The organism is Alteraurantiacibacter lauratis (assembly GCF_037154155.1).
Taxonomy (GTDB): domain Bacteria; phylum Pseudomonadota; class Alphaproteobacteria; order Sphingomonadales; family Sphingomonadaceae; genus Alteraurantiacibacter; species Alteraurantiacibacter lauratis.
The window spans coordinates 287,039-304,134 of record NZ_JBANRN010000001.1 but is presented as its reverse complement, the minus strand read 5'-3'; the positions used below and the strand labels follow the sequence as shown (position 1 = coordinate 304,134).

Annotated in this window: 18 protein-coding genes; 10 read left to right on the top strand and 8 right to left on the bottom strand. The window is 63.5% G+C overall.

Annotated features, from left to right (window positions below):
- Window positions 1–16 precede the first annotated feature (16 nt).
- Window positions 17–2,350: a patatin-like protein gene (locus WFP39_RS01415; protein WP_336917336.1), complete on the top strand. Its 2,334-nt coding sequence runs from the start codon at window positions 17–19 to the stop codon at window positions 2,348–2,350.
- Here the strand turns inward: WFP39_RS01415 and dnaJ are convergent.
- Window positions 2,342–3,466 (bottom strand): molecular chaperone DnaJ, encoded by a 1,125-nt coding sequence (gene dnaJ / locus WFP39_RS01410; RefSeq protein WP_336917335.1) that lies wholly within the window; start codon window positions 3,464–3,466, stop codon window positions 2,342–2,344. The two genes, WFP39_RS01415 and dnaJ, sit on opposite strands and share 9 nt — an antisense overlap.
- Window positions 3,467–3,545: 79 nt before the next feature.
- On the bottom strand, window positions 3,546–5,465 hold the full coding sequence (gene dnaK, locus WFP39_RS01405; RefSeq protein WP_336917334.1) for a molecular chaperone DnaK: 1,920 nt from the start codon (window positions 5,463–5,465) through the stop codon (window positions 3,546–3,548).
- A 231-nt stretch (window positions 5,466–5,696) separates the two neighbouring features.
- On the opposite strand from dnaK, the gene WFP39_RS01400 reads away from it, so the two are divergent.
- The 4 genes from WFP39_RS01400 to WFP39_RS01385 all read left to right on the top strand — a co-directional run bounded on the left by WFP39_RS01400 (window position 5,697) and on the right by WFP39_RS01385 (window position 7,837).
- Entirely contained in the window at window positions 5,697–6,188 is a 492-nt protein-coding gene (locus tag WFP39_RS01400) for a copper chaperone PCu(A)C (RefSeq protein WP_336917333.1), read from the top strand.
- Between the two features lie 80 nt (window positions 6,189–6,268).
- On the top strand, window positions 6,269–6,709 hold the full coding sequence (locus WFP39_RS01395; protein WP_336917332.1) for a vgr related protein: 441 nt from the start codon (window positions 6,269–6,271) through the stop codon (window positions 6,707–6,709).
- Between the two features lie 91 nt (window positions 6,710–6,800).
- Window positions 6,801–7,289, top strand: coding sequence for a hypothetical protein (locus WFP39_RS01390; RefSeq protein WP_336917331.1), 489 nt, complete (start codon window positions 6,801–6,803; stop codon window positions 7,287–7,289).
- Window positions 7,290–7,372: 83 nt separating this feature from the next.
- On the top strand, window positions 7,373–7,837 hold the full coding sequence (locus WFP39_RS01385) for a hypothetical protein (protein WP_336917330.1): 465 nt from the start codon (window positions 7,373–7,375) through the stop codon (window positions 7,835–7,837).
- 45 nt (window positions 7,838–7,882) lie between these two features.
- Here WFP39_RS01385 and grpE read toward each other — a convergent pair whose 3' ends face one another.
- Both grpE and hrcA read right to left on the bottom strand, forming a co-directional pair.
- Window positions 7,883–8,479 carry a nucleotide exchange factor GrpE gene (gene grpE, locus WFP39_RS01380; protein WP_336917329.1) on the bottom strand — a complete coding sequence of 199 codons (597 nt, stop codon included), beginning with the start codon at window positions 8,477–8,479 and terminating at the stop codon, window positions 7,883–7,885.
- Between the two features lie 3 nt (window positions 8,480–8,482).
- Window positions 8,483–9,550, bottom strand: coding sequence for a heat-inducible transcriptional repressor HrcA (gene hrcA / locus WFP39_RS01375; protein ID WP_336917328.1), 1,068 nt, complete (start codon window positions 9,548–9,550; stop codon window positions 8,483–8,485).
- Window positions 9,551–9,614: 64 nt separating this feature from the next.
- Here hrcA and rph point away from each other — a divergent pair, with 64 nt between their 5' ends.
- Genes rph through WFP39_RS01355 form a run of 4 tightly spaced genes read left to right on the top strand, consistent with a single transcriptional unit; the run spans window position 9,615 to window position 13,021 of the window.
- Window positions 9,615–10,328, top strand: coding sequence for a ribonuclease PH (gene rph / locus WFP39_RS01370; protein WP_336917327.1), 714 nt, complete (start codon window positions 9,615–9,617; stop codon window positions 10,326–10,328).
- Window positions 10,328–10,954, top strand: coding sequence for an RdgB/HAM1 family non-canonical purine NTP pyrophosphatase (gene rdgB, locus WFP39_RS01365; RefSeq protein ID WP_336917326.1), 627 nt, complete (start codon window positions 10,328–10,330; stop codon window positions 10,952–10,954). Before rph ends, rdgB begins: the two co-directional genes overlap by 1 nt.
- A 10-nt stretch (window positions 10,955–10,964) precedes the next feature.
- Window positions 10,965–12,116 carry a radical SAM family heme chaperone HemW gene (gene hemW / locus WFP39_RS01360; protein WP_336917325.1) on the top strand — a complete coding sequence of 384 codons (1,152 nt, stop codon included), beginning with the start codon at window positions 10,965–10,967 and terminating at the stop codon, window positions 12,114–12,116.
- Entirely contained in the window at window positions 12,113–13,021 is a 909-nt protein-coding gene (locus WFP39_RS01355) for a tyrosine recombinase XerC (protein ID WP_336917324.1), read from the top strand. The genes hemW and WFP39_RS01355 overlap by 4 nt, the downstream gene beginning before the upstream one ends.
- Window positions 13,022–13,024: 3 nt before the next feature.
- Here WFP39_RS01355 and WFP39_RS01350 read toward each other — a convergent pair whose 3' ends face one another.
- The 4 genes from WFP39_RS01350 to rsmI form a co-directional block, all read right to left on the bottom strand.
- Window positions 13,025–13,645 (bottom strand): DedA family protein, encoded by a 621-nt coding sequence (locus tag WFP39_RS01350; protein ID WP_336917322.1) that lies wholly within the window; start codon window positions 13,643–13,645, stop codon window positions 13,025–13,027.
- Window positions 13,646–13,707: 62 nt separating this feature from the next.
- Window positions 13,708–14,667 carry a glutathione synthase gene (gene gshB, locus WFP39_RS01345; protein WP_336917320.1) on the bottom strand — a complete coding sequence of 320 codons (960 nt, stop codon included), beginning with the start codon at window positions 14,665–14,667 and terminating at the stop codon, window positions 13,708–13,710.
- Between the two features lie 9 nt (window positions 14,668–14,676).
- Window positions 14,677–15,027 carry a YraN family protein gene (locus WFP39_RS01340; protein WP_336917319.1) on the bottom strand — a complete coding sequence of 117 codons (351 nt, stop codon included), beginning with the start codon at window positions 15,025–15,027 and terminating at the stop codon, window positions 14,677–14,679.
- Window positions 15,024–15,872 (bottom strand): 16S rRNA (cytidine(1402)-2'-O)-methyltransferase, encoded by an 849-nt coding sequence (gene rsmI / locus WFP39_RS01335; protein WP_336917318.1) that lies wholly within the window; start codon window positions 15,870–15,872, stop codon window positions 15,024–15,026. The genes WFP39_RS01340 and rsmI overlap by 4 nt, the downstream gene beginning before the upstream one ends.
- A gap of 38 nt (window positions 15,873–15,910) precedes the next feature.
- Here rsmI and WFP39_RS01330 point away from each other — a divergent pair, with 38 nt between their 5' ends.
- On the top strand, window positions 15,911–17,074 hold the full coding sequence (locus WFP39_RS01330) for a penicillin-binding protein activator (RefSeq protein WP_336917317.1): 1,164 nt from the start codon (window positions 15,911–15,913) through the stop codon (window positions 17,072–17,074).
- Window positions 17,075–17,096 lie beyond the last annotated feature (22 nt).

Here is a 17,096-nt window from a genome sequence, read left to right as displayed (position 1 = left end):
GGCCACAACATCGGCCATGCGCCAAAAGGAACTCCGCATCGCGCTCATCTGCTATGGCGGCATCAGCCTGGCGGTTTACATGCATGGCGTCACGAAGGAGATCTGGAAACTGGCCCGCGCCAGCCGTGATTTTCATGCAGGAACCGCATCTGCGGCGGGATCGGAAAGCGTTTACCGCACCCTGCTGGAACAGCTGGAACAGGCCCACGGCCTGCGCCTGCGCGTGTTGCCCGACATCCTGACCGGAGCGAGCGCGGGCGGGATCAACGCGGTGTTCCTCGCACAGGCTGTTCATTCAGGCCAATCGCTCGACCCGCTGACCGATCTGTGGCTGGATACTGCCGATGTGGACCGGTTGCTCGATCCCGAAGCGCAATTGTGGACCTGGGTGGCCAAGTTCTGGGCGCCGCCGGTGGTGGAAATGCTGCTGCGCCGCCCCGGAAATGTGGTGGCCGAAAGCGTTGCGCCTGAAATGCGCGCCGAGGTACGCCGCAAGCTGGCTCGATTCGTGCGCAGCCGCTGGTTTCAGCCGCCCTTCTCCGGAATCGGCTTTTCAGGACTGCTGGCTGATGCCCTTCAAGCGATGCAGGACGCGCCAGGCGGTGCGCCCTTGCTGCCTCCCGGCCACCCCATCGACCTGTTCGTGACTGCCACGGATTTTCACGGTCATCTGCAAAGTCTGCGCATCAACAGTCCGCCATTGGTGGAGGAAAGCGAGCACCGCCTTCCCATCGGCTTTCGCGCGCGGGTTCCGGCGGAAGCGGGTTATCCGCTTGCCAATCTGCTCGAACTCACGCTGGCAGCCCGTTCCACCGCCAGCTTTCCCGGCGCTTTCCCGCCGCTCAAGATTGCCGAGATCGACGCCTTGGCCAAGCTGCGCGGATGGGAGTGGCCCGAACGGGCCGCATTTCTGCAACGGGTCATGCCGGTGCACGCCCGCAACGGTGATCTGGACGGCGTCTCGCTGATCGACGGCTCGGTGCTGGTGAACGCGCCTTTCTCCGAAGCCTTGGGCGTGTTGCATGACCGCCCGGCGCAGCGCGAGGTCGATCGGCGTTTCGTCTATATCGACCCCACGCCTGACCGGCGAAAGATCGTCGGTTCGTCCAGTCAGGAGGTTGGATTTTTCCGCGCCATCTTCGGATCAATCAGTGCCATCCCGCGCGAACAGCCGATTCGGGACAATCTCGAACAGATCGAAATCCTGTCCCGAAAGGCGGTTGCTCTTGGCCAGATCGTCGAAACGCTGCGCCCGGATGTAGAGCGCGCGGTTGATCAGTTGTTCGGGCGCACCTTCTTCCTTGACAGTCCCACACCGCGCCGTCTTGCCAATTGGCGGCAGAAGGCGCAGCAGACCGCAGCAGAGCAGGCGGGCTTTGCCTATCATGCCTATGCGCAGGCTAAGTTTGCAGGGATCCTCGATAATCTGGCGCAGAAGCTTGCCGCCAGCTCGCAAGCGGGTGATCCGGTGGATGTGCGGGAAATTGCCAGCGCATTGCGCTCTGCCTGCCGCGATGCCGATCTGGGCAATCTGGCCGCTCCTTCCGGCGGCGCCAGCGAAGCTGCGATCCACTTCTTTCGCCACCACGATATCGGCTTCCGCGTCCGCCGACTGCGTTTGCTGGCGCGGCGGCTGTCGCGCGAGTGGGAAAACGATCCCGACACGACCGAAGCCGAGCGGGAGGCGGCGCGCGACATGGTTTATCGTGCGCTGGCACCCTATTTCGATTGCGAGGCGCGGCTGGCAAAGGCCGATAGCGGTGCCGGATGGGCACATCTTGCGCTTACAGAACCTGCAGAGGTCCTGGCACGGATCGCGACGCGATGCGATCTGCCGCGCCTTGATGCACAAGCCGAACTGATCCTTGCCGAAGGCCTGGCCGCGATGCCGCGCAGTCTCCGACGGCGGATGCTCCTCGCCTATCTCGGCTTCCCCTTCTACGACATCGCCACCCTGCCTTTGCTGCGCAACGAAGGCTTAACCGAATTCGACCCGGTGAAGGTCGATCGCATTTCGCCCGATGATGCACCCTCGATCCGGGCAGGCGGCGCGGCGGCCACCTTGCGCGGCGTCGAGTTCTACAATTTCGGCGCCTTCTTCAGCCGCGCCTATCGGGAGAATGATTACCTCTGGGGCCGGTTGCACGGGGCGGAACGGATGATTGACCTCGTCTGTTCCACCCTGCCGCCGGGCGCGGTGGCAGGCGGGCAATGCCTTGCTTTGAAGCGCGCGGCTTTCCTCGCCATTCTTGACGAGGAGGAGCCGCGCCTGAAAGCGGATTCCGGCCTAATCGTGGGCCTGCGCCGCGAAGTGGAGGCGATGGGAGGTGGGGCGAACGTCTCAGCCTGAAAAGGCATCCCTCAGCCGGTCGAAAAAGCCGCGGCTTTCGGGGCATTCCTCGCCCGTTTCCAGCTCGCGGAACGCGCACAGCAATTCGCGCTGGCGGGCGGTGAGGCGCGTGGGCGTTTCGACCACGACTTCGACCACCAGATCGCCGCGCCCGCGCCCTTGCAGCACGGGCATGCCTGCGCCGCGTTTGCGCAACTGCTTGCCCGACTGGATGCCGGGGGGGATGTCGATCGTGTGCGTCTCGCCATCAATGCCGGGAATGTCCACACTGCCGCCCAGCGCAGCGGTGGTGAAGCTGATGGGCATACGGGTGAACAGCGATGTGCCCTCGCGGCTGAACACGGGATGTGCGCGCACATGGATGAAGATGTAGAGGTCGCCTGAAGGCGCGCCGCCCGGCCCTGCCTCGCCTCTTCCAGCAAGGCGAATACGCGTGCCATTGTCCACCCCCGGCGGTATTTCGACATCGAGGCGCTGCACCTTGTCCACCCGCCCTTCGCCGCGGCAATCGGGGCAGGCCTTTTCCAGCACTTCGCCCCGTCCATGGCAAGCAGGGCACGGGCGTTCGATCACGAACAGCCCCTGCTGCGCGCGCACCTTGCCATGGCCGTGGCAGGTGCCGCAGCGCTGCCGTCCCGTTCCGGGCGCGGCGCCGCTGCCCGAACAGGTATCGCAATGCGCGGCAACTTCCACTTCAATGGTGGTGGTGCGCCCGGTGAAGGCTTCCTCCAGCCCCACTTCCATGTCGTAACGCAGATCGGCCCCGCGCCGCGGACGCGAACGCCCGCCGCCACCAAAGGCGCTGCCGAAGATCGTTTCGAAAATATCGCCCAGATCGCCGAAATCGGCATGCGGGCCGCCGCCGCCTCCTCCGCCCATGCCATTGGTAAAGGCCTCATGGCCGTATCGGTCATAAGCGGCGCGCTTCTGCGGATCCTTCAGGCAATCATAGGCAACACTGATCGCCTTGAAACGCGCCTCGGCCTCGGCATCGCCCGGATTCTTGTCCGGATGCCATTTCATCGCCAGCTTGCGATAGGCGCGCTTGATTGTGTCCCCGTCGGCATCGCGGGACACTTCGAGCAACTGGTAAAAATCCATTTCGGTCGCGGACATCAGGCCCCCTCAACACCGTTCCGCCACCGGTACCGGATCGAGGCCGGTGCCGGTGGCGGGCAGGTTTGTCATCAGGCGATCAGGCCTTGTTGTCTTCGTCGACTTCCGAAAACTCGGCATCGACAACATCGTCATCGGCCTTGGTTTCGCCCGACGGCGCAGCGCCAGACTGGGCGGCAGCCTGATCCTTTTCATAGATCTGCTGGCCCATTTTCATCGCCACCTCGGTCAGCGCCTGCGCCTTGGCCGTGATGGCGTCGATATCGTCACCTTCCAGCGCCGCCTTCACATCGGCAATCGCCGCCTCGACCGCAGCCTTGGTTTCGGCGTCGACCTTGTCACCGTTCTCTGCCAGCTGCTTTTCGGTGGTGTGCACCATCGAATCCGCCTGGTTGCGGGCCTCGGCGGCGGCGCGGCGCTTCTTGTCTTCCTCGGCGAACCTTTCGGCATCCTTCACCATCTGTTCGATGTCGGAATCCGACAGGCCGCCCGATGCCTGGATGCGAATCTGCTGTTCCTTGCCGGTGCCCTTGTCCTTGGCCGACACGTTGACGATGCCGTTCGCGTCAATGTCGAAGGTGACTTCGATCTGCGGCACGCCGCGGGGTGCGGGGGGAATACCGACAAGGTCGAACTGGCCGAGCAGCTTGTTGTCTGCGGCCATTTCCCGTTCGCCCTGGAACACCCGGATCGTCACCGCCTGCTGGTTGTCGTCAGCGGTGGAATAGACCTGGCTCTTCTTGGTCGGGATCGTGGTGTTGCGGTCGATCATGCGGGTGAACACACCGCCCAGCGTCTCGATACCCAGCGACAGCGGGGTCACGTCGAGCAGCAGCACATCCTTCACATCGCCCTGCAACACGCCCGCCTGAATGGCCGCGCCCATGGCAACGACTTCATCGGGGTTCACGCCGGTGTGCGGTTCCTTGCCGAAGAATTCCTTCACCGCTTCACGCACCTTGGGCATACGCGTCATCCCGCCGACCAGCACGACTTCGTCGATGTCCTTGGCAGTCAGGCCCGCATCGGCCAGCGCCTTCTTCATCGGTTCCTTGGTGCGCTCGATCAGCGGCGCGACCAGCCGCTCTAGGTCGGATCGGGTGATCGTTTCAACGAGGTGCAGCGGGGTGGTGCTGCCGCCTTCCATGCGCGCGGTGATGAAGGGCAGGTTGACCTCGGTCGTCTGCGCGGAGGACAGTTCGATCTTGGCCTTTTCCGCGGCTTCCTTCAGCCGCTGGAGAGCCAGCTTGTCAGTCCGCAGGTCCATGCCTTCCTTCTTCTTGAAGGTATCGGCCAGATATTCGACCACCGCAGTGTCGAAATCTTCACCGCCAAGGAAGGTGTCGCCATTGGTCGACTTCACCTCGAACACGCCATCACCGATTTCGAGGATGGACACGTCGAACGTACCGCCGCCAAGGTCGTAGACCGCGATGGTCTTGCCGTCGTCCTTGTCAAGACCATAAGCAAGCGCGGCCGCCGTCGGCTCGTTGATGATGCGCAGCACTTCGAGGCCGGCAATCTGGCCCGCGTCCTTGGTGGCCTGACGCTGAGCGTCGTTGAAATAGGCGGGCACGGTGATGACGGCCTGTGTGACCTTTTCACCCAGATAGCTTTCGGCGGTTTCCTTCATCTTCTGCAGGATGAAGGCGGAAATCTGGCTGGGCGAATAATCTTCGCCGCCCGCCCTCACCCAAGCGTCGCCGTTCTTGCCCTTCACGATGGAATAGGGAACCAGTTCGGTGTCCTTCTTGGTCACCGGGTCATCGAAGCGGCGGCCGATCAGGCGCTTCACAGCGAAGATCGTATTATCCGCGTTTGTCACCGCCTGCCGCTTGGCGGGCTGGCCGATCAGGCGCTCGCCGTCCTTGGTGAAGGCGACGATCGACGGCGTGGTGCGCGCACCTTCGGAATTTTCGATGACCTTGGGCTTGCCGCCATCCATCACGGCAACGCACGAATTGGTGGTGCCAAGGTCGATACCGATAACTTTGCTCATGGGTTCCCCACTCTTCCTTCATATCAGACGCTGCACCTTTGGCCCCCCATCCCATGGCAGGGCCGCTTGGCAGCTCACAAAGAACACATTGTTCGCAGGCGATATAGGAGCGCTTTCGTGGCCGACAAGGGATGCCCTTTGCTACGCGTGCAAGGCCTTGGCAGAGCGTCTGCAAGCACATAGACAGGGATTTGTATGAACAGGGATTTTTCAACAGGGAGGAACTTGGGGATGAAGAAGGCAATTATCGCATCGCTTGGCGGCATTGCGCTGGCTATGGGGCTGACCGCTTGCAGCAGCGAGAGCGAAACGCCCGTGGAAGCCGCGCCTGACGCGCCGGAAGGCATCTCGGTTACCGAAGGGCGCATGAACCTGCCGGCTGCGGCGGGCAATCCCTCGGCGGTCTATTTCACCATCACGAACACATCGGGCGAGGACCAGATGCTTCGCGCGGTCAGTGTCCAAGGCGCCGAAAACGCAATGTTCCACGAAACCAGCGAATGGAGCGGCCAGGTAGATATGCAGGAATTGCTCTCGGTAACGGTGCCGGCGGGGGAAACCGTCGTGTTCGAGCCGGGTGGCAAGCATGTCATGGTCTTCGGCCTTCCCGAAGGCCTGGAACCGGGCGGAGAGGTGGAAGTGACGCTGTCCTTCGCGCGCGGAGACAAGATTTCCTTCCCGGCCCGCTTGCTGGCACCGGGCGATACGGGGGCGGCAAACTGATTGCTTCGGACGAACTCTCCCCTTGCCCGGCGGGGGGAGAGCGTGGCCTTGCTCCCAGCGAAATCGCCCTCGCCCGCACGGTGTTTGGCGATGCGATCGATTATGCGCGCGTCACGATCCGGCGGCGCAAATGGTTCCCCTTGCAGCCACGCAAGGTTGCCATGGCTCCGCGCGGCCATTTGCACTTCCATCCCGAAAGCGGCAGCTATTGCGACGATTTCGCGCTTGCTTCGCTGGGACGCAAAGCTCTTTTCATCCACGAAATGGTGCATGTCTGGCAAGTGCAGACGCGCGGCGAATGGTTCCTGATTCTCAACCGACACCCGTGGTGCCGCTATGATTACAGCCTGAAGCCCGGATGGAAGCTGGAGCAATACGGCATCGAACAACAGGCGATGATCGTGCAGCACGCCTTCATGCTTGGACAGGGTGCAGTGATTGCGGGCGCGCCGCCCTTGGCGCAATATCTCTCCATCCTTCCGTTCAAGCCGATCGGAGCGGCGGGGCAGCGCATCACCTGATGTGCAGCCGTGCCCTCGATGCAGGAAGCTGTTGCCAGAGTGCGCCAAGCAAGGCAGATCGTGTGCAGCCGGTCGGGGAATGTCGGGGGAAATGATGGGCAAGGCAGGATTTCGGTCAGCTTCGGTGGCCGCTTTTGCGTTGATCGCGGGTGTCGCAACGCCGGTTGCGGCGCAGGATACATCCGCCGTTCCGCTCTATCACAAGGTCGAGCTTGCCGCCGGCTTCACACCCGATCCGCAGTTCTTTGCGGTGACATCTGGCGGAAGCATCTCGGCCAACGCGTCTGTCTCGTCGCGTTGCGCCGGATATATCGCCAATGCGCCCGATGTGCGGCTGCATTACACCAGCGGATCGCTTCCCCTCATCATTTCAACCCGGTCGAGCGGCGACACCACGCTGGTTGTCCATGCGCCCGACGGACGCTGGTATTGCGACGATGATGGCGGCGAATCGGGCCTGAACGCCATGGTCCGGTTCAATTCCCCGCAATCGGGCCGCTATGCCATCTGGGTGGGATCATATAGCAGCGGCGAGAATGTGCAGGCCGAAGTCGCCATTTCGGAGCTGTCGAGCCAGTAACCCACCGCCCGCAACGCGGTGCCACGCGATCCCCGGCGCAGGACAGGGGTAATTGTCCGCAACTTCTTGAAAGGTCAGTCTGAATGCGTTCCCTTGTTGCAGCCGTTGCATTGCCGGCCCTTGCCTCGATTGCCGTCCCCACCGCCGCGCAGGATGTTTCGGCCACGCCGAATTTCGGCACGATCACCCTTTCGGCCGGCTTCACACCCGATCCGCGCACGGTTTCGGTCACTTCGGGCGGATCGCTGTCGGCCTCGGATGTCGGCAGCGGATGCGCCGGATCGATCAGCAATGCGCCCGATGTGCGGCTCAGCTATACGGCAGGCAGCCTGCCGCTGATCATTTCGGTCAATTCGAATGCCGATACCACGCTGGTGATCAATGCGCCCGATGGCCGCTGGTACTGCGACGATGATAGCGGCGAAGGCACCAATCCTTCGGTCCGATTCAACAGCCCGCAGAGCGGCCGTTACGAAATCTGGGTCGGTTCCTATGGCGGCGGAAACGCGTCGGCAATGCTCGCCATTTCGGAAGTCAGCAGCCAGTAATGCGGAGGCAGGCCGCTTGCCGTCATGCGCAGGCGGCCTTTCACCTCATTCGGGCTTCTTTGCCACCGCCACCAGCGCCGGGCGGAGCAGGCGATCCTTGATCATGTATCCGCTCTGCATTTCGCTTACCACCGTGCCCGGCTCGGCCTCGGCATGGGGCACTTCGATCATCGCCTGATGCTGATTGGGGTCGAGCGGCAAGCCCATCGCGGCAATGCGGCTGATGCCGTGCTGGCCGAACACCTTGTCCAGTTCGCGCTGGGTCGCCTCGATCCCGGCGATGATCCCCGCCAGCTTCTCATCCCCGCGCAGATCGGCCGGAATGGCATCCAGCGCACGAGCGAGATTGTCTGAAACCGACAGGATATCGCGGGCAAAGCTGGTGGCAGCATAAGCGCGCGCATCGGCAATATCCTTTTCCAGACGGCGGCGCACATTCTGCGTTTCGGCGCGCGCATAGAGAACCTGCTGTTTCAAATCCTCCAGCTCGGCTTCCATCGCAGCGATCCGTGCCGAGGCATCATCGTCCGCCTCGTCGTCGCCCGAATCGAGAAAGGTTTCGGGCACACCGTCCAGTTCCCGCGCCACTTCGTCGCCGGTTCCGTCCTGCCCATTGTCCATCGTGTTTTCGTTATTGCTCATGTCTCAACCAATTCTCTTGCCCAATGTCCGCTCCAGCGAACGGGCCGTGAAATCCACCATGGGAACGACGCGTGCGTAATTCAGGCGCGTCGGCCCGATCACGCCCAGCACGCCAACCACCCTTCCCTCGCGGTCGCGATAAGGCGCGGCAATAACCGCCGAACCCGAAAGCGCAAACAGGCGGTTTTCCGCGCCGATGAAGATGCGGGTCGATTCCGCCTCGCGCGCGCTGTCCAGCAAATCGGCAATCGTCTGCTTGTTTTCAAGATCGTCGATCAGGCTGCGCACCCGCTCGATATCGGAAAGCGCGGTTTCGTCCAACAGATTGGCCTGCCCGCGCACGATCAACACGCGGCGGCGGGCGGCATCCTCGCTCCAGGTCACCAGCCCGCGCTCCACCAGATCGCGGCTTACCTCGTCGAGGGCTGTAGATCCGGAACGGATTTCTTCCTGCACCGCTGCCACTGCTTCGCGCAAGGTGCGCCCGGCGAGCCGCGCATTCATGTAATTGCTGGCCTGCTGCAACGCCGCCTGCCCAATGCCGGGTGCAAGATCGAGCAGGCGATTCTCGACATGGCCGTCCTCTCCCACCAGCACCACCAGCGCGCGACCTGTTTCCAACGGCACGATGTTGAGCTGCGCCACGCGCAATTCGCGCCGGGGCACCATCACCATGCCCGCCGCGCCCGACAGATCGGACAGGATCGCACTGGTCATTTCCAGCGCCTGTTCGATCGGGCCCAAATGGGCATTGGGTGATGCCAACTGCGCCTCGATCACCGCGCGTTCCTGCGCGGTCGGCTGGGCCACCTGCATCATGCCATCGACGAACAGCCTGAGGCCGCTTTCCGTAGGCATTCGGCCTGCGCTGGTATGCGGTGCGGCCAGCAGACCCATTTGCTCCAGATCGTTGAGCACCGATCGGATCGAGGCGGGAGACAAGCCGATGGCGCCGCGCTGGGCGAGTGCCTTTGACCCGACGGGCTGCCCGCTCGCCAGATAATCCTCCACCACAAGGCGGAAAATCTCGCGGGCACGGGCGGTCAGTTCGGTGATGGGCGGAGAAGCCATGACAGAGCCATATCTAGTCGCTAGGGCGTCTCACGCAATATCGCGTTTCCCAGGAGAATACTTGATGCGCCCTTCCGGCCGCGCCGCAGACGAAATGCGCGCTATCACCATCGAAACCGGCTTCACCAAGCACGCCGAAGGCAGTTGCCTGATAAGTTTTGGCGACACCCGCGTGCTGTGCACCGCCAGCGTGGAAGAGCGTGTGCCGTCGTTCCTGCGCGGCAAGGGTTCGGGCTGGGTGACGGGCGAATATTCGATGCTGCCCCGCGCCACCCACACCCGTGGCAGCCGCGAGGCGGCAAAGGGCAAGCAGAGCGGGCGGACGCAGGAAATTCAGCGTCTTATCGGCCGTTCCTTGCGCGCTGTCACCGATCTGGAAAAGCTGGGCGAACGGCAGATCACGCTCGATTGCGACGTGCTGCAAGCCGATGGCGGCACACGCACAGCCAGCATTTCGGGCGCATGGGTGGCGCTGCGTCTGGCGGTGAACAAGCTGATGGAGGCAGGCGCGATCAAGGACGATCCGCTGACCGCCAAGATCGCCGCGATTTCCTGTGGCATCTATCAGGGAACGCCGGTGCTGGACCTTGATTACATTGAGGATTCCGCCGCCGATGCCGATGCCAATTTCGTGCTGATCGAAGGCGGGCAGATTGCCGAAGTGCAGGCCACCGCCGAAGGCGCGACTTACGACGAGGAGGGCCTGCTGCGCCTGCTGCGTCTGGCTCGGATCGGCACCGACCGCATCTTTGCCGCGCAGGACAAGGCGACGAAGTAATGGCAAGGCTGGGCGGGGGCAGACTGGTGATTGCCACGCATAATGCGGGCAAGCTGAAGGAAATCGGTGCGCTGCTCGCGCCCTATGGCCTCGAATGCCTGTCTGCCGGCTCGCTCGGCCTACCCGAACCTGCCGAAACGGGCACAACCTTTGTCGAGAATGCCCTCATCAAGGCGCGGGCCGCGGCGGAGGCATCGGGCCTGCCTGCGCTGGCCGATGACAGCGGCCTTTCGGTGGCGGCGCTGGGCGGCAGGCCCGGCGTTTACACCGCCGATTGGGCGGAGCGGCAATGGTTCGAGGGGGAGCCGGGCCGCGACTGGTACATGGCGATGGGCAAGGTGGAAGGTATGCTGCAAGCTCTCGGCCCCGATGCCGCGCGCGACGCGTGGTTTTCCTGCGTGCTCGCCATTGCCTGGCCCGATGGCGAAAGCGCGGTTTACGAAGGCCGGGTGGACGGCACACTCGTCTGGCCGCCGCGCGGCAAACTCGGCTTCGGTTACGATCCGGTTTTCGTTCTGAACGGCGACACGCGCACCTTTGCCGAGATGGAGCCGGATGAAAAACACGGCATCAGCCACCGCGCCGATGCCTTTGCCAAGCTGGTGAAAGACCAGTTTGGCGCGTAAGGTCGCCCCTATGGCGCGCGCGCTTTACATCCATTGGCCCTTTTGCCTGCAAAAATGCCCCTATTGCGATTTCAACAGCCATGTCCGCGCGTCGGTGGACGTGGCGCGCTGGCAGGCTGCACTGATTGCCGATATGCGAGCCGAGGCCGAACTTGCAGAGGTCGAACCGCTCGAATCGATCTTTTTCGGCGGGGGCACCCCTTCGCTGATGCCCCCTCCCCTCGTCGCGGCATTGCTGGAAGAGGCGGAGCGACTGTGGGGCTTTGCTGACGCGATCGAGATCACGCTGGAGGGCAATCCTTCCTCGGTCGAAGCCGCAAATTACGCCGCGCTCGCCAGCGCCGGGGTCAACCGCGCCTCGCTCGGCTTGCAATCGCAGCATGACGCGACGCTGCGCTTCCTGGGTCGCCTCCATGATGCGCGAGAGGGACTGACCGCGCTTGACGTGGCGCAGAAGCATTTTGCGCGCGTCTCATTCGATCTCATCTACGCCTTGCCGGGGCAGACGCCCGAAGAATGGCAGGCCGACCTGTCGCGCGCGCTGGCTTTGGGCACCACGCATCTGTCGCTGTATCAATTAACGATTGAGCCGGGCACACGGTTTGAAACCATGGTGCGGCGCGGAGATTTCGTACCGCTCGATGATGATGCGGCGGCTGATCTTTTCAAGCTGACGCAGGACATGACGGCAGCCGCCGGCCTGCCCGCTTACGAGGTGAGCAACCATGCCGCGCGAGGGCAGGAGAGCCGGCACAACCTCACCTACTGGCGCTATCAGGATTATCTCGGCATTGGCCCCGGCGCGCATGGGCGGCGGGGCGGCGTGGCTACGCAGCGGCACAAAAAGCCCGAAAACTGGCTGGCGGCGGTGGAGGAGCGCGGTTCGGGCTGCCAGATCGAAAGCGCGATCCCACTGCCCGAACAGGCCGCCGAGGCGCTGCTGATGGGGCTGCGGCTAACCGAAGGGATCAATCTTGCCGCGCTTGCCGCCCGCTTCGCCCTGCCACACGATAACCTCATAAACCGGGCTGCCATGGCGGAATTGGAGCGTCTGGGACTCGTCTGGCAGACACCTGCACGCCTTGGCGTCACGCCCGCAGGAATGCCGCTGCTCGACGCGATTCTGCCGCGTCTGGTGGCCGATGGGCTGGTGGCGGCATGAGCGCGTCCGACCTGCTGGAGACCTGGCAGGCCGAATTGACGCAAGGCCGCCGCCGATCGCCGCACACCGTGCGCGCCTATCTGGCCGCCGCTGCGCGCCTTTTGGCGAGTGAAGCTGCCGAAAATTGGGGCGATGTGGCAAGGATCGACGCCCCCGCATTGCGCCTGCACATGGCGCGCCGCCGGGCCGAGGGAATCGGCAATGTCTCTGCCGCACGCGAATTGTCGGCGCTGAAAGCCTTCCTCACCTTTGCGCGCAGCCAAGCGGGCATTGCTGATGCCGCCCCGCCCCGCCTGCGCGGCCCACGCGTCAAGAAGGGCCTGCCCCGCCCGGTCACACCCGACGATGCAATAAATGTGGCGGCCATGGTGGAAGCCAACGCCGCCGAAGGCTGGATCGGCGCGCGCGACCGGGCGGTGCTGCTGCTGATGTATGGCGCGGGGATGCGCATTGCCGAGGCGCTGTCGCTCACCGCCGCCGATCTGCCGCTGGGTGAACGGATCGCCATCACCGGCAAGGGCGGCAAGCAACGCGTGGTGCCGCTGATCCCGCTGGTGCGCGAGGCGGTGGGCGATTACGCGCGGCAATGCCCCTGGCCGCTTTCGGGGCAAACCCCGCTGTTTCGCGGCGCAAAGGGAGGCCCGCTTTCGCCCGGAATGGTGCAAAAGGCGATGGCGCAGGCGCGCACCGTGCTGGGCCTGCCCGCCAGCGCCACACCGCACGCGCTGCGTCATTCCTTTGCCACGCATCTCCTGGGTGCAGGGGCGGATTTGAGGAGCCTTCAGGAATTGCTGGGCCATGCCAGCCTGGGTTCGACGCAGATTTACACACGCGTGGATGCGGCGACTCTGCTTGATACCTACCGTAACGCGCACCCCAGAGAACAGGCAGGCGAACAGGATTGAGGCCTAGTCGTCCCGCTTCCTGTCGGGATCGCGGCCGTGCCATGTCAGCACCCGCCAGACATAGCCGATCACCGCCAGCACGACGAGCGCGATGATGATCCAGGCAAGAATATCCTGCGATTCCTGCAGGTAACGCCCCAACCACTCCCCGCCCTTGATCAGCAGCGCATTCCAGATCAGCGACCCGGCGAAGGTAAAGGCGAGGAACTTTGCCTTGGGCATATGCGACAGGCCAGCGGGCAGCGAGATGATCGTTCGCAGAAAGGGGGAAAATCGCAGGAAGAAGACCACCCAGTGACCGTGCTTCACGAAGAAGAGCTGCGCGGCGACGATGTGCATCCAGTCCACGGTCAACCAGCGGCCCCAGCGATCCACAAAGGGTTCGAGCTGCGCAAAGCCCCAACGGTCGCCCAGCCAATACCAGAAATAATTGCCCGCCGTGGTGCCCAGCGTGCCGATCAGCAACAACGGCCAGAAATCCATCGCCCCACGCGACACCAGCACCCCGCCCACGCCCATGATGACCTCGGACGGCACCGGGGGCACAACATTTTCCAGCATCATCAACAGGAAGATGCCAAGATAGCCCCCCTTGTCGATGGCATCGATGATCAGTTGATCCATCAAAAACCTGTTTATCTGAGGAGAGGCAAAATCAGGTTTTTCCCATTAACCTCAAGGTAAGTTTAGGTTAACATCTCGGCGTGGCGCCGCTCCAAAGCGTCCCAGATCCGCGCGGGCGTATCTGTGCCGTTGAACTTGTCGATGGCCACAATTCCGGTGGGGCTGGTCACATTGATTTCGGTAAGCCATTTGCCGCCAATCACATCTATGCCTACAAAAACGAGCCCCCTGCGTTTCAGTTCCGGGCCCATCGCGGCGCAGATTTCCTCCTCTTGCGCGGTCAGCGTGCTGGCTTCGGCATAGCCGCCCTGCGCCAGATTGCTGCGGAATTCCCCTTCGCCCGGTCGGCGGTTGATGGCGCCCGCAAATTCGCCATCGACCAGCACGATCCGCTTGTCGCCTAATGCGACTTCGGGGATGAACGGTTGCACCATATGCGCCTCTGGCCAGGTCTGGTTAAATACCTCGAACAGCGCGGACAGGTTGGTGCCTTCGGCATCCACCTTGAAGATCGCCTTGCCGCCATTCCCGTGCAGCGGTTTCACCACCACCGCGCCGTGACGGGCATGAAAGTCGCGCACATCGTCCAGATTGCGCGTCACCAGCGTGGGCGGCATGAACCGCGCATAATCGAGCACGAACATCTTTTCGGGCGCGTTGATCACCTCGCGCGGGTCGTTCGAAACCAGCGTGGTGCCTTTGAGCCGGTCGAGCAGCAAAGCCGCGCTGATATAGCCCAAATGAAACGGCGGGTCCTGCCGCATCAGAATGATGTCGATATCGCGCGCCAGATCGATCCGCCGCCGCTCGCCCGCGCGGAAATGATCGCCCACCACGCGCTGCACGGACACCGGCGCGGCCCATGCGGTCAGCCGCCCACAATCATAGGTAAGGCTGGCCACATCATAATGCCACACCTCATGCCCGCGCGCCTGTGCGCCCAGCATTAGGGCAAAACTGGAATCGCCCGCAATGTTGATGCTTTCCAGCGGGTCCATCTGAACGGCGATGCGTAAACTCATAAGGGCTTCCTAAGGCTGCCAGGCATTGGTGATGTGGCGAGGCTTGGTGCCCGGCGCAAGGAGGATCACATCAATGCTGATGTCTTCGCCTTGCGTGGCATATTCGTGCGCCACCGCTTCGGCAGCAGCGGCAACGCGGCGCAGGCGGTGTTCATCTATGGCAAGGTCGAGGGCGGCTACTTTGCTGCGCCATTTGACTTCGACGAAGGCAACAAGACCTGTGCGGCGTGCGACAAGATCGATCTCGCCCACTTTGGTTTTGACGCGGCTGGCAAGAACTTCCCACCCCTGCAAGCGCAGCCATTCCGCGGCCTGCGCCTCGCCCTCGCGGCCTCTTGCCTCGGCCCTTTGCCGCTTCATTTCTTTTGCAATTCCATCGCGCGCGCATAGAGCGTGCGGCGATCCAGCCCGGTTGTCTTGGCGACCTGCCCCGCCGCTTGGCCGGGCTTGGCATCTGCGAGTGCGGCCAGCAGCAGCGCATCGGCATCCACCGCGCCCGCAGCCTGCTCTCCCGGCGGGCCGATCATCAGCACGATTTCGCCGCGCGGTGGGCTTTGCGTGAAATGCGCCAGCAATTTCTCGGCCGAACCGGTGCGGCATTCCTCGTGCAGCTTGGTGAGCTCGCGCGCCACCGCCACTTCGCGCCCCGGCATGATCTCCGCAATCGCAGCAAGCGATTTGGCAAGACGCGGCGCGGTCTCAAAAAAGATCAGCGTTGCGCGCAGGGGGGCCAGTTCGGCCAGCACCGCCGCGCGCGCATTCTCCTTTGGTGGCAGGAAACCGGCGAACAGGAAACGGTCGCTCGGCAGACCCGACAAGGCCAAAGCGGTAAGCGGCGCATTTGCACCGGGCACCACGGTCACCGCCACGCCCGCCTCCCGCGCGGCGCGGACAAGCCTGTATCCCGGATCGGAAATCAGCGGCATCCCCGCATCGCTGACCAGAGCTACAGGCGCAGCCATCGCCGCCTCGACGATTCGGGCGCGGTCGGCATCCGATGCATGATCGTCATGCCGCACCATCCGGCCCGACAGGCCCAGCAGTTTAAGCAATTTGCCGGTGATGCGCGTATCCTCGCACGCGATCAGGCTTGCGGTGGACAGAACATCCTTTGCCCGCAAGGTGATGTCGCCAAGATTGCCAATCGGGGTAGCCACGATATAGAGGCCGGGAGGCAGGGATGCGGAAGTGGTCGGGATGGTCACCCGCGCTTCATGAACCAATTCAAGCGGAGGCAGCAAGCATGATCGGCAATTTGCGGCGCGGGTTGGCCCTCGCCCTTCTCACCATTGTGCTGGCGGGTTGCCGTGTGATCCCGGACGATGGCGGTGTGCGCCCCGGCACTACTGCCCCTGTGGAACAGCCCACCGATCTGCCCGATGCAAGTGTGCTTCCGGAAGATCAGGGCCGCCACCGGGTAGCCTTGCTGGTGCCGCTTTCGGGGGAAAACGGCGCGGTGGGCCAGTCGATCGCCAATGCCACCACAATGGCGCTGCTCGATACCAATGCCGAAAACCTGCGCATCACCACTTACGATACCGCTGCCGGGGCCGCTCTGGCGGCAAGCCGCGCGGTTTCGGATGGCAATCGCCTGATTCTTGGCCCGCTGGTGCGTGATGATGTGTCGGCCGTGCTGGCGCAGGCGCGGCCTGCCGGCGTTCCGCTGATTACCTTTTCCAACGATGCGGGAATTGCCGGGGCGGATGTCTTCGTGATGGGTCTGGTGCCCGAACAATCGGTTGAGCGGACGGTGCGCTTTGCCATCAATCAGGGCGCACGCCGCTTTGCCGCGTTGGTGCCGCAGGGCGAGTTCGGCCAGCGCATGGCGGCCGCGCTTCGGCGCACGGCCGAACGCGGCGGGGCAAATCTGGTAGCGGTCGAAAGCTATGGCAGCGGCGCCAATGCGGTTACTGCGGCGGCCGCGCGGCTGAACCGGCAGGGCGGATTTGACACCGTGCTGATCGGGGATGGCCCGCGCATGGCGGTGATCGCAGCCAATGAATTGAAACAGGCGGGCGCGGATCTTCCCTCGCTGATCGGGCCGGAATTGTGGAGCGGGGATACCACCCTGCCGCGCACCGCATCCTTGCGCGGGGCATGGTTTTCTTCGGTCTCCGATGCCCGCTACCGGCAGTTTGCGACATCGTATGAAACGCGGTTCGGCAATCAGCCCTACCGGTTGGCCACGCTGGGTTACGACGCGGTTTTGCTGACCCTGCGCGTCGCGCGCGAGTGGACGCCCGGCCGCCCCTTCCCCGTGCAACAAATGCTCGATCCCAACGGTTTTCTGGGGTTGGACGGCCCGTTCCGGTTCCGTGCCGATGGTGTGGGCGAGCGGGTGTTCGAAGTGCGCGAGATCGGCAATGGCAGCGTCAGCGTGGTCGATCCGGCACCTCGGCAATTCTAGGGCGGCTCAAAGCGCCGGCTAA